Raw genomic sequence first — 13,158 nt, 5'->3', positions numbered from 1 at the left:
TCGATGGTGGAGCGTCTGCGCATACTCGTGGTCGAAGATCATCTGCCGCTGCGCACGGCGATGGCGGCAATGTTCGAGTCGCACGGCCATCGGGCGGATTTCGCCGCCGATGGCCGCACCGGCCTGCGTCTGGCGCTGGACGATCCGCCCGATGTCGTGGTGCTGGACCTCAACCTGCCCGGCCTGGACGGTCTGCGCGTATGCGCGCAGTTGCGCGAGCGCGCCGACCGCCGTATCCCGGTGCTGATGCTCACCGCACGCGACACGCTCGCCGACAAACTCAAGGGCTTCGAGGCCGGCGCCGACGATTACCTGGTCAAACCGTTCGCGGGCGAGGAACTGCTCGCCCGCTGCCTGGCGCTGTCGCAACGTCATCGCAGCGGCGAGCAGCACGTGCTGCGGATCGGTCCGCTCAGCATCGATCGCCGCGGCAACCACGCGCAACGCGACGGCGCGACGCTCGAACTGCATCAGACCGCGTACCGCATTCTGCTGATCCTGGCCGAAGCCTGGCCTCGCACCCTCACCCGCAGCGAACTCATGCAACGCGTGTGGGGCGACGACGTGCCGCAATCCGATCCGCTGCGTTCGCATCTGTATCTGCTGCGGCAGGCGCTCGACAAACCCTTCGCCTGGCCGATGCTGCACACCGTGCATGGCGTGGGCTTCAAGCTGCGCGATCGCCCATGAAACAGCCGCGGCGGCGCATGCGCAACCGCTTGATGATCGCGTTCGGCGGATTCGCCGTGCTCGTCGCCGGCGTGTTCGGCCTGTACGCGATGATCTTCATGTATGCCACCGAAGACGCGTTCTTCGACGCCGCGTTACGGCAGGAAGCCGCGGCCCTGGTGCAGGCGCATCGACGCGACGGCCGCTGGGAAACGCCGCGCAGCCCGTACATGAAGGTGTACACCGACGTCGCCCAATTCCCCGACGACTTGCGTTCGCCTTACCGCGACGAACCCTGGCGTCACGAATACGCCGGGCGCGACGGGCGCCACTACCACCTCAAGACCCTGCAGGCCGCCGATCCGGCCGCGAATGCGTGGTTGGTCGCCGAAGTCAGCCAGCAATTGGTGGTCCGGCCGATGCGCGACCGCATCCTGCAATTGCTGGCCTGGTCGGCGGCCGCGGTGTTCGCGTTGGCGTTGTTAATCGCTTACTGGCTGGCGCGACGCACCACGGCGCCGCTGGCGCGACTGGCGGCGCAGGTCGGCTCGATCACACCGCAGCATCTGCCGATACTGCCGATGCCCGAACGCGCCGACGATGAAGTCGGCTTGGTCGCGCGAGGCGTCGCCGAGCTGATCGAACGCATCCGCACCTTCATCGAACGCGAACAGGAATTCACCCGCGACGCCAGCCACGAGTTGCGCACGCCGCTGGCGGTGATCGCCAGCACCAGCGAGCGTCTGCTGGACGAACCCGGACTGTCGGCAGCCGGCCGTCAGCACCTGACTCATCTGCGCCAGTCGGCCTCGCAGCTCGAGCGGACTGTCGGCACGCTGCTGAGTCTGGCGCGCGAGTCGCAGGAGTCGGCGCTGACGGGCGAACCGGTGCCCGTGCTGCCGCTGCTGGAGCGGGTGATCCTGGACCAGGCGGTGCTGCTGGAAGGAAAGCCGATCGACCTCGATATCCAGGTACCGGCCGGCGTCCGCAGCGTATTGCCCGAACCGGTACTGCACATCCTGTTGTCGAATCTGATCGGCAACGCGTTCGCCCACACCGAAGCGGGCGTGGTGCGTATCTGGATCGACCATGCGAAAAACGGGGATCGCGCAAGCTTCAATATCGTCAACAGCGGGCACGCCGTTGAACCGGATTTACTCGCAACCCTGCACCGCCCGTTTCAGCGCCGCGAAGGCAGCGCCGGCCTTGGGCTCGGCCTGGCGATCGTGCAACGGCTGTGCGAGCGGTATCGGATCGGCTTGCGGATCGGGACCCACGACGGACTGACCCAAGTCGAGCTCGGCCTGGCGCCGGAAGGCGACCGCGCCTCTTGAGATGCGAACGATCGCAGCGCGGTGTCTGCGATCGTATTGACGGTTTAGCGGTCGCCCACCCGCTATTCCAACCCGCCATTTCAGCGGCGGCGGTCACTCGAACCTCGCCTGCGAACACCGGTCGATGGTTCGCGCTTACCGTGAAGCATTGGCGCCCAGATACCTGATATTTACCAAGCCCAACGCGATCGGCATCGCAACTTAAATCAGTTCGCTGAGTACGCTGTAAATTCGCCACCCTCGGAAAACGAGAAACTCACCGGTTTTCGGGCACTCTCATGCTTTCACATTCCAGTCGCCCGTCAGCGAATGAGATTGCTGGCTACGTTTAATGCGGTGCCGCCCGTCGATATCGCTGCGGCATTGCTCACGAAGTTGTTCCCCACAATCGTCACCATCGACGGATTCTCATAGAGATTGATGGCCAAACCTTTCATGTAAGTCACCATATTTCCGGTGAATACGATGTTCCCGCTGGTTGCGCGCAGATACATCCCTTGCTGCCCACCTGAGATCGTATTGCCGGTGATCACAATGCCTTGACCACCGATCTCGATCGCGGTTCTGCCTTCAGTCGCGTAGAACTGATTGTCGCTGACCGTTCCACCACCCGCATTTTCGTCGATTCGCAACGCCGTGTCCTGCAGGCTCGAGAACCAGTTGTCGTTGATCTGGAAATTGGACAGGCGATTGATCTGCAGGCCGATGGATCCGCCTCCGTCGAAATCGTTTTCCTGGATCTTCACCGACGGGATAGTCCAGTTGGCAGTTCCGTTGAGACTCGCGATGATGTTGCGCTGGCGCAGGCAGATGTTCCGGCGAAAGAATATCCCCTCGACGAAACCGTTTGCCGACAGTGCGGACGCGCCATAATCGAAGCGGTTGTCGTAGATCGTCGCATCCACCTGGCGATCGGCGCCCGGCCCGGAGCCGCTCAGCGTGACATGATTATTCCGGCACTTCTCCGATACGACGTTATGAATGTCGATCTGGTAACCGCGCTCGAACACCATGACGTCGTGGATCTTGTCGTCTCCATAGAAATAACAATCCTTGATCGTCACGATGCTGCACAACCGCGAGCGGATCATCGCGCCGGAATAGCAAACCTGGCTCTTGCCCATCAGGAAGCCACCGATCTGAATCCGGTAATACGCTGTGACTCCGTCGCCCAACACGATCGCATCGCCTTCAGCCCCATGGAGGAGTGTGGCGTTATCGCCGCTCAGCCACAGATGGTTGCGCGAAACATGCAAGGTTCCGTTGAAGCGATAAGTGCCGCTGGGAAAGCGGATGTCGATGGAACGCCCGGGACGCGAATCGATCGCGGCCTGGATGTATGCCGTGAGATCGACAGTATTGGATTCGTCGAAGATAGCTGCGTGCAGTTCCGGCGGGATGAAATCCAGCACCGAAAGCCGCTCCATGGTGGCCTGCGGAGCCGCGTCGGCGACGGTGGCGAATCCCGCAGCCGCAGTTGCGGCGGCTACTGCCAGCGGAGCTCCGATGAACTGACGTCTCTTCATTAGCTGTCCTTGTCGTATTTGTTGACGGTATGAAAATGATTTAGACCGCCTAATCAGATGAACGCCACCGCGATTTCACGTGGCGCCGCTGTGATGGCACCGCGAAAGAAGGCCGCAACCCAAACGCGGCTCAGGCGAAAGGGCGGGCACGTCTGCCGGAGACCGCGTGGATTCTGCCATTGGGCTGTCGCATCGATTGCATCGTTAAGGATTACATCTAAGACAACTTCAGGTTTCGCATGGAATATGTGATTTGGCAGGCCCCATAAATCGGGCCGCGGCACAACGGACCTAAGCGTCGCAAGCCGCGCCCGCGGCGCCGCACATACGACGCAAGCATGTTTGGTAGTCGCGGCTTACGCCGCTGGCCCCGGGGTATTCGCAGGGACATCGATTATCGGGGCGAACTGCGGCTCGAATATCGGCGGATCAACTCACGACCGGGCAGCCATGCTTTGCGCCGCGGAAGACTTCCTGCCGATGGTTTTGCTCCGCGCAAAGAAAAACGCCGCAACCAATGGTTGCGGCGTTTTAGGGTAAAGCCCCTGGCGATGACCTACTCTTGCATGGCTTAGGCCACACTACCATCGGCGCATGTGCGTTTCACTTCCGAGTTCGGGATGGGATCGGGTGGTGCCACACAGCTATTATCACCAGGGAGAGGGTGGAGGGTCGCAGGCTTCGATGGATTGAAGTTGCGCTCACGCTCACGTGGGTGTGCTTTAAACGGAATGAACCCCGTCGTCGGCGAATAAGTTGGAATGTAGCGAGCAGTATTTTGGGAGAAACGTCTTAACGTGTCAATGAAGCCAAGGCAACTTGAGGTTATATGGTCAAGCCACACGGATCATTAGTACAGGTTAGCTCAATGCGTTGCCGCACTTACACACCCTGCCTATCAACCACCTAGTCTTGATGGTTCCTTTAGGGGACTTAAAGTCCCGGGAGATCTCATCTTGAGGCGCGCTTCCCGCTTAGATGCTTTCAGCGGTTATCGCTTCCGAACATAGCTACCCGGCAGTGCCACTGGCGTGACAACCGGAACACCAGAGGTTCGTCCACTCCGGTCCTCTCGTACTAGGAGCAGCCCCTCTCAAATCTCCAACGCCCACGACAGATAGGGACCGAACTGTCTCACGACGTTCTGAACCCAGCTCGCGTACCACTTTAAATGGCGAACAGCCATACCCTTGGGACCGACTACAGCCCCAGGATGTGATGAGCCGACATCGAGGTGCCAAACACCGCCGTCGATATGAACTCTTGGGCGGTATCAGCCTGTTATCCCCGGAGTACCTTTTATCCGTTGAGCGATGGCCCTTCCATACAGAACCACCGGATCACTAAGACCTACTTTCGTACCTGCTTGATCCGTCGATCTTGCAGTCAAGCACGCTTATGCCTTTGCACACAGTGCGCGATGTCCGACCGCGCTGAGCGTACCTTCGTGCTCCTCCGTTACACTTTGGGAGGAGACCGCCCCAGTCAAACTACCCACCATACACGGTCCCTGACCCGGATAACGGGCCTAGGTTAGAACGTCAAGCACGACAGGGTGGTATTTCAAGGATGGCTCCACCACAGCTAGCGCCATGGTTTCATAGCCTCCCACCTATCCTACACAGACGAACTCAACGTTCAGTGTAAAGCTATAGTAAAGGTTCACGGGGTCTTTCCGTCTTGCCGCGGGAACGCTGCATCTTCACAGCGATTTCAATTTCACTGAGTCTCGGGTGGAGACAGCGCCGCTGTCGTTACGCCATTCGTGCAGGTCGGAACTTACCCGACAAGGAATTTCGCTACCTTAGGACCGTTATAGTTACGGCCGCCGTTTACTGGGGCTTCGATCAAGAGCTTCGCCTTGCGGCTGACCCCATCAATTAACCTTCCAGCACCGGGCAGGCGTCACACCCTATACGTCCACTTTCGTGTTTGCAGAGTGCTGTGTTTTTGATAAACAGTCGCAGCGGCCTGGTCACTGCGGCCCCCCTCAGCTATTAACCGTGGAGGGCGCACCTTCTCCCGAAGTTACGGTGCTATTTTGCCTAGTTCCTTCACCCGAGTTCTCTCAAGCGCCTTAGAATTCTCATCCTGCCCACCTGTGTCGGTTTACGGTACGGTCTGCGTAAGCTGAAGCTTAGGAGCTTTTCCTGGAAGCGTGATATCGGCAGCCTAGCCCTAATGGGCCGGTCCTTAGTCTCAACGTTGCTCCCCCGGATTTGCCAAAGGGAACCGCCTCAACTCTCTCACCAGGACAACCAACGCCTGGCCTGCCTAACCTTCTCCGTCCCTCCATCGCACTTACGCGAGGTGCAGGAATATTAACCTGCTTCCCATCGACTACGCTTTTCAGCCTCGCCTTAGGGGCCGACTCACCCTGCGTCGATTAACGTTGCGCAAGGAAACCTTGGGCTTTCGGCGTGCGGGCTTTTCACCCGCATTATCGTTACTCATGTCAGCATTCGCACTTCCGATACCTCCAGCAGACTTCTCAATCCACCTTCAACGGCTTACGGAACGCTCCTCTACCGCGCATCACGAAGTGATGCACCCCAAGCTTCGGTTTATCGCTTAGCCCCGTTAAATCTTCCGCGCAGACCGACTCGACCAGTGAGCTATTACGCTTTCTTTAAAGGGTGGCTGCTTCTAAGCCAACCTCCTGGCTGTCTGTGCCTTTCCACATCGTTCACCACTTAGCGATAAATTTGGGACCTTAGCTGTGGGTCTGGGTTGTTTCCCTTTTCACGACGGACGTTAGCACCCGCCGTGTGTCTCCCGGATAGTACGTGCTGGTATTCGGAGTTTGCCATGGTTTGGTAAGTCGCAATGACCCCCTAGCCATAACAGTGCTCTACCCCCAGCAGTATTCGTCCGAGGCGCTACCTAAATAGCTTTCGAGGAGAACCAGCTATCTCCGGGTTCGATTAGCTTTTCACTCCTAATCACACCTCATCCCCGTCTTTTGCAACAGACGTGGGTTCGGGCCTCCAGTTGATGTTACTCAACCTTCACCCTGGGCATGACTAGATCACCCGGTTTCGGGTCTACTGCCCGCGACTATGCGCCCTTATCAGACTCGGTTTCCCTTCGCCTCCCCTATACGGTTAAGCTTGCCACGAACAGTAAGTCGCTGACCCATTATACAAAAGGTACGCAGTCACTCTTGCGAGCTCCTACTGCTTGTACGCACACGGTTTCAGGGTCTATTTCACTCCCTTCACCAGGGTTCTTTTCGCCTTTCCCTCACGGTACTGGTTCACTATCGGTCGGTCAGGAGTATTTAGCCTTGGAGGATGGTCCCCCCATGTTCAGACAGGGTTTCTCGTGCCCCGCCCTACTCGATTTCATCGCATCAGCCCCTTCACATACAGGGCTGTCACCTTCTATGGCCGAGCTTTCCAACTCGTTTTGCTGAAGCTGATGCAACTTAAGGGCTAGTCCCCGTTCGCTCGTCACTACTTAGGGAATCTCGGTTGATTTCTTTTCCTCCGGGTACTTAGATATTTCAGTTCTCCGGGTTCGCTTCCAGCAGCTATGTATTCACTGCAGGATACCTATTGCTAGGTGGGTTTCCCCATTCGGACATCGCGGGATCAAAGCTTATTGCCAGCTCCCCCGCGCTTTTCGCAGGCTATCACGTCCTTCATCGCCTCTGACCGCCAAGGCATCCACCGTGTGCGCTTATTCGCTTGACCATATAACCCCAAGTTGCCTCGGAATTACACGGGTCCAGGGGTACAAAGCCCGGACTCGAATATAACGACTCAATTAATAAAGTGTCTTTCGACACTCGCCTTAGCCTCACGACACGTCATGGACATTCCGTCTCAAAACGCTCGCTACATTCCAGTTTTTCAAAGAACACTTGAAAGGCTTCAGCGCCTTTCCAGTTTCAAATCTTTATGTGTGTGCGCAATTCAGAAGTTTTGTCGCTGCTCTTTAACTCTTCACCAGGGTGGTGGGTCTGGGAGGACTCGAACCACCGGCCTCGCCCTTATCAGGGGCGCGCTCTAACCACCTGAGCTACAGACCCAAAACTGCTACTGGCTAGGTGGTGGAGCTTGTCGGGATCGAACCGACGACCCCCTGCTTGCAAAGCAGGTGCTCTCCCAGCTGAGCTAAAGCCCCATCGAAACGGGACGACTCCTCAATCGCCCTGTGGCGATCGGGAACTCTGAATGCAGGTCACTTGTGCGGACGTCTGGACAGGCAATTGGCTGTCTTTATGTCTCTAAAGGAGGTGATCCAGCCGCACCTTCCGATACGGCTACCTTGTTACGACTTCACCCCAGTCATCGGCCACACCGTGGCAAGCGCCCTCCCGAAGGTTAAGCTACCTGCTTCTGGTGCAACAAACTCCCATGGTGTGACGGGCGGTGTGTACAAGGCCCGGGAACGTATTCACCGCAGCAATGCTGATCTGCGATTACTAGCGATTCCGACTTCACGGAGTCGAGTTGCAGACTCCGATCCGGACTGAGATAGGGTTTCTGGGATTGGCTTGCCCTCGCGGGTTTGCAGCCCTCTGTCCCTACCATTGTAGTACGTGTGTAGCCCTGGCCGTAAGGGCCATGATGACTTGACGTCATCCCCACCTTCCTCCGGTTTGTCACCGGCGGTCTCCTTAGAGTTCCCACCATTACGTGCTGGCAACTAAGGACAAGGGTTGCGCTCGTTGCGGGACTTAACCCAACATCTCACGACACGAGCTGACGACAGCCATGCAGCACCTGTCTCACGGTTCCCGAAGGCACCAATCCATCTCTGGAAAGTTCCGTGGATGTCAAGGCCAGGTAAGGTTCTTCGCGTTGCATCGAATTAAACCACATACTCCACCGCTTGTGCGGGCCCCCGTCAATTCCTTTGAGTTTCAGTCTTGCGACCGTACTTCCCAGGCGGCGAACTTAACGCGTTAGCTTCGATACTGAGAGCCAAGTTGCTCCCAACATCCAGTTCGCATCGTTTAGGGCGTGGACTACCAGGGTATCTAATCCTGTTTGCTCCCCACGCTTTCGTGCCTCAGTGTCAGTGCTGGTCCAGGTAGTCGCCTTCGCCACAGATGTTCCTCCCGATATCTACGCATTTCACTGCTACACCGGGAATTCCACTACCCTCTACCGCACTCTAGTCAGCCAGTTTCCAATGCCATTCCCAGGTTGAGCCCAGGGCTTTCACATCAGACTTAACAAACCACCTACGCACGCTTTACGCCCAGTAATTCCGAGTAACGCTTGCACCCTTCGTATTACCGCGGCTGCTGGCACGAAGTTAGCCGGTGCTTATTCTTCCGGTACCGTCATGACATCGGGGTATTAACCCAATGCTTTTCTTTCCGGACAAAAGTGCTTTACAACCCGAAGGCCTTCTTCACACACGCGGCATGGCTGGATCAGGCTTGCGCCCATTGTCCAATATTCCCCACTGCTGCCTCCCGTAGGAGTCTGGACCGTGTCTCAGTTCCAGTGTGGCTGATCATCCTCTCAGACCAGCTACGGATCGTCGCCTTGGTGGGCCTTTACCCCGCCAACTAGCTAATCCGACGTCGGCTCATCTATCTGCGCGAAGCCCGAAGGTCCTCCGCTTTCACCCGTAGGTCGTATGCGGTATTAGCGTAAGTTTCCCTACGTTATCCCCCACAAATAGGCAGATTCCGACGTATTCCTCACCCGTCCGCCACTCGCCACCCAAGGAGCAAGCTCCTCTGTGCTGCCGTTCGACTTGCATGTGTTAGGCCTGCCGCCAGCGTTCACTCTGAGCCAGGATCAAACTCTTCACTTAAATGTTTCGATTCCAGCCTTGCGGCCTTCATCAATGCTTTGAGTGCAGACTTCGTTCCAGGCCAATTACTCAACTTACTCGCATTTGCATGCTTTCTTCTAAATCGTTGGACTCTGTTACGAACGTCTGCAAGATGGACAACTATCCACCCGCCAGACGCCCGCACAAGTCACCTGCGCACACTGTCAAAGATCTTTAGGAACCGGCCTCAGCGCCTTGTTCCGTCTCGTCACCGAAGTGCCCGAGGGAGCCGCACACTATACAGCAGTTTTCGTGAACGTCAACACCTGTTCGCGAACTTCTTGCCGCTTCCCAACTCGCCGAAACCCTTCGTTTCCGAAGCATTCCACCTCACCGGGCCGCGCATCTTACAGCATGTTTTCGACTCGTCAACACTTGTCGAAACCGCCGCTTTCCACGCGCCCCGCAACCCATAAACCGGTCAGCGGGCCGCGCATCTTACAGCAATGTTTCAGACCGTCAACTCCTGTCGAAACCGCTGCTTTTGCGCGTCCCCGTCAACCAATCATCCGGTCAGCGGGGCCGCGCATTATGCAGATCTGAATAGGGCTTGGGAAGGGGTTTTGCGAAAAATGAACAGGGAATTTTTTGCCCTGCATCAAAACCTATGCGCGACGGGGGCTCTCGGCGGGTTCGCGACTTGGTGGCCCTCACCCCGGCCCTCTCCCGCAAGCGGGAGAGGGAGACAAGCACGGCTCTCTTACAGGACCTATGCGATCTTCAGCTGCGCCTCGCCGAGGCGGCAGCCCAGCTTCCGCCGGGAATCAGGCCATGACTCAGGCTGCTACCAGGCGCACCCGGGCGAAATTGCGCTTGCCCACCGCCAGTACCCCCTCGAACCCCGGGCCGAACACCTGCTGCGGGTCTTCCACGACGTTGCCGTCGACCTTGACCGCCCGCTCCTTGAGCTTGCGATTGCCTTCGCCGTTGCTGGGGGTCAAGCCCGCGGCCACCAACAAGGCGGCGATCCGCAGCCCCTCGGCCGGCACGGCCACGTCGGTCAACGGCAATGAAGAGATATCGCCCTCCCCGCGCACCGCCGCATTCCAACCGGCGACCGCGGTCTCGGCCGCCTGCTCGCCGTGGAAGCGCGCGGCCAGCTCGCGCGCCAGGCGCAGCTTGAGGTCGCGCGGGTTGAGCTGGCCGGCTTCGATCTGGCCCTTGAGGCTCGCCGCCTCGGCGATGCCGATCTCGAAGCTCAGCAGATCGATCCAGCGCCACATCAACACGTCGTCGATCTTCATGGTCTTGGTGACGATGTCGATCGGCGGCTCGTTGATGCCGATGTAGTTGCCCAGCGACTTGGACATCTTGTTGACGCCGTCCAGGCCTTCCAGCAGCGGCATGGTCAGCACGATCTGCGGCGGTTGGCCGTGGTGCTCCTGCAGGCCGCGGCCCATCAACAGGTTGAATTTCTGATCGGTGCCGCCGAGCTCGACGTCGCACTTAAGCGCCACCGAGTCGTAGCCCTGCACCAGCGGATACAGGAATTCGTGGATCGCGATCGACTGCTGGCCGGCGTAGCGCTTGGCGAAGTCGTCGCGTTCGAGCATGCGCGCCACCGTGTGCTGGCCGGCTAGGCGGATCATGTCGGCGGCCGACATCTTGCCGAACCACTCGGAGTTGAAGCGGACCTCGGTGCGCTCCTTGTCCAGCACCTTGAACACCTGCTCGGCGTAGGTCTCGGCGTTGGCGAGCACGTCCTCGCGGGTCAGCGGCTTGCGGGTGACGTTCTTGCCGCTGGGGTCGCCGATCATTCCGGTGAAGTCGCCGATCAGGAAGATCACCTGATGGCCCAGGTCCTGGAACTGCCGCATCTTGTTCAACAAGACGGTGTGGCCGATGTGCAGGTCCGGCGCGGTCGGGTCGAACCCGGCCTTGATCCGCAGCGGGCGGCCGAGCTTGAGCCGGGCTTCGAGCTCCTCGCGCTTGAGGATTTCGTCGGCGCCGCGGGCGATCAGGTCGAGGGCTTCTTGGGTGGTGGGGGGCGCGCTGTTCAAAGGCTGGACTCAAGGACGGTCCGCGAGCGGCTTTTTGTTAACGCCGTCACGAATTCAGGTTAAGTGTGAGTTAAACGAATTGGTACCCGGCAGTGGTGAAAAACCCTATTCAGCTCAAGGGTTTGACGCGTACTGCTCGCGTGTCTATGGTAACGCCGCTACGCGGCCTTCACACCTCGACACGAGGGATCCATCCATGACAGTACCCGAGCAGGCTTCCAGTGTGGGCGCCGAACGACGCGAACGACTGAAAGCCTTGCGTGAAGCCGCGTTGAAACGACCGGTGTTGGCGCGGCATATCTCCGATGGATTCAACGGTCGCTGGTCGGGCCGGCAATGGGTGCAGGCCGGCCTGTTCGCCACCCTCGGCATGATGGTCGCCGCGATCGTTCCCGGTTTCAGCCAGTCCACCGCCTCGGTGCGCGCGCACGAGCCGCGCCAGTCGCTGGCGCTGGCGTTGCCGCCGCTGACCCTGGCGCGCCTGAAGGGCGAGACCGGCGACAGCTGGCAGCTGGTCCGGGTCAACCGCGGCCAGACCTTGAACTCGGTGTTCAAGGACATGGACATCCCGACCTCGACCATGCGCCAGATTCTCGAGCAGCCCGGCGCGAAGGAAGCGCTGATGCGGATGAAGCCCGGCACCGAACTGGGCTTCGACATGCCGGTCAACGGCGCGCTGCGCACCTTCCGTTACGACAAGGACGACAGCCACCGGATCGAGCTGAGCCTCACCGGCGACAAGATCACCCAGAAGGTGATCGCGCGTCCGACCGAAACCCGCACCGTGGTGCTCAGCGGCAAGGTCGGCAAGTCCTTGTTCCGTTCGGCGCGCAAGGTCGGGCTGACCTCGGCCAACATCAACACCCTGACCGACGACATCTTCAAGTACGACATCGACTTCAACGAAGACGTCGGCACCGACGACCGTTTCAGCGTGGTGGTCGAGCAGACCTGGCGCGAGGGCGAGCTGCTCAGCACCGGTCCGATCCTGGCCGCGACCTTCACCAGCGAAGGCAAGCTGCACACCGGTTTCCGCTTCGATCGCGGCGGTAAACCCGAGTATTTCACCGGCGACGGCCGGCCGCTGAAGAAGAGCTTCATCCGCATGCCGATCGCATACGCGCGGTTGACCTCGGGCTTCGGCTCGCGCCGGCATCCGGTGCTCGGCAACATCCGCATGCACATGGGCGTGGACTACGCCGCCGGCACCGGTACGCCGATCATGGCCGCGGGCGACGCGCGCGTGCAGTTCATCGGCTGGAAGGGCGGCTACGGCCGCGCGGTGATCCTCGATCACGGCCGCGGCTACACCACGCTGTACGGGCACATGTCGAACTTCAGCAAGGTCAAGCCGGGGCAGCGCATCGCCCAGGGCACGGTGATCGGCTATGTCGGCAGCTCGGGCCTGGCGACCGGGCCGCACCTGCATTACGAATTCCGCGTCAACGGCGTGCATCGCAATCCGCTGTCGGTGACCATGCCGCCGCCCGAGCCGCTCAGCGGCGCGGCGCTGGCGCAGTTCCGCAGCCAGACCAGCGTGGCGCTGGCGCGCATCCGTCAGGTCGAGAACGTCATCTACGCCGATGCCGGTCCGGCGCCCGCGCCCGCGCCGGCCCAGCAGGCCACGCCGTCGATCAAGCAGGTGGCGAAGAAGGTGGCCAAGTCGCGCAGGGCGTAAGTCCGGGGCGACTGTCTGCATACGCGAAAGGCCTCTTCGGAGGCCTTTTGCTTTTTTGAAGTGCGATTACGTGGGTTTCCCCCTGTAGGAGCGGCGCGAGCCGCGACCGCGACATCGCGTTTGCGTCGAATGCGCGATGTCGCGGTCGCGGC

Annotated in this window: 5 protein-coding genes, 2 tRNA genes and 3 rRNA genes; 3 read left to right on the top strand and 7 right to left on the bottom strand. The window is 59.5% G+C overall.

Features of this window, described 5'->3' with window-relative positions; genetic code table 11:
- The first annotated feature begins 3 nt into the window (after positions 1–3).
- Positions 4–690 (top strand): response regulator transcription factor, encoded by a 687-nt coding sequence (locus KME82_RS01995; RefSeq protein WP_215497046.1) that lies wholly within the window; start codon positions 4–6, stop codon positions 688–690.
- The gene (locus tag KME82_RS01990; protein ID WP_215497045.1) at positions 687–2,003 is read left to right on the top strand and encodes a sensor histidine kinase; all 1,317 of its coding nucleotides are present in this window, start codon (positions 687–689) and stop codon (positions 2,001–2,003) included. The genes KME82_RS01995 and KME82_RS01990 overlap by 4 nt, the downstream gene beginning before the upstream one ends.
- A 302-nt stretch (positions 2,004–2,305) precedes the next feature.
- Here the strand turns inward: KME82_RS01990 and KME82_RS01985 are convergent, their stop codons facing one another.
- From KME82_RS01985 to tyrS, 7 genes are all read right to left on the bottom strand, one after another.
- Positions 2,306–3,529 carry a right-handed parallel beta-helix repeat-containing protein gene (locus KME82_RS01985; protein WP_215497044.1) on the bottom strand — a complete coding sequence of 408 codons (1,224 nt, stop codon included), beginning with the start codon at positions 3,527–3,529 and terminating at the stop codon, positions 2,306–2,308.
- A gap of 543 nt (positions 3,530–4,072) precedes the next feature.
- Positions 4,073–4,187: ribosomal RNA gene (rrf, locus tag KME82_RS01980) — 5S ribosomal RNA — on the bottom strand.
- Between the two features lie 171 nt (positions 4,188–4,358).
- Positions 4,359–7,224 (bottom strand): 23S ribosomal RNA (locus KME82_RS01975).
- Positions 7,225–7,485: 261 nt separating this feature from the next.
- Positions 7,486–7,562: transfer RNA gene (locus KME82_RS01970), tRNA-Ile, on the bottom strand.
- Between the two features lie 19 nt (positions 7,563–7,581).
- Positions 7,582–7,657, bottom strand: a tRNA-Ala gene (locus KME82_RS01965).
- Between the two features lie 105 nt (positions 7,658–7,762).
- Positions 7,763–9,307 (bottom strand): 16S ribosomal RNA (locus KME82_RS01960).
- Together the 16S, 23S and 5S rRNA genes with 2 tRNA genes alongside form the textbook arrangement of a ribosomal RNA operon.
- 797 nt (positions 9,308–10,104) lie before the next feature.
- The gene (tyrS, locus tag KME82_RS01955; RefSeq protein ID WP_215497043.1) at positions 10,105–11,328 is read right to left on the bottom strand and encodes a tyrosine--tRNA ligase; all 1,224 of its coding nucleotides are present in this window, start codon (positions 11,326–11,328) and stop codon (positions 10,105–10,107) included.
- A gap of 196 nt (positions 11,329–11,524) precedes the next feature.
- Between tyrS and KME82_RS01950 the strand changes: the two genes are divergently transcribed.
- The gene (locus KME82_RS01950) at positions 11,525–13,006 is read left to right on the top strand and encodes a M23 family metallopeptidase (RefSeq protein WP_215497042.1); all 1,482 of its coding nucleotides are present in this window, start codon (positions 11,525–11,527) and stop codon (positions 13,004–13,006) included.
- Positions 13,007–13,158 lie beyond the last annotated feature (152 nt).

The organism is Lysobacter capsici (assembly GCF_018732085.1).
Classification (GTDB): domain Bacteria; phylum Pseudomonadota; class Gammaproteobacteria; order Xanthomonadales; family Xanthomonadaceae; genus Lysobacter; species Lysobacter capsici_A.
This window is presented reverse-complemented; position numbering and strand designations above follow the sequence as displayed.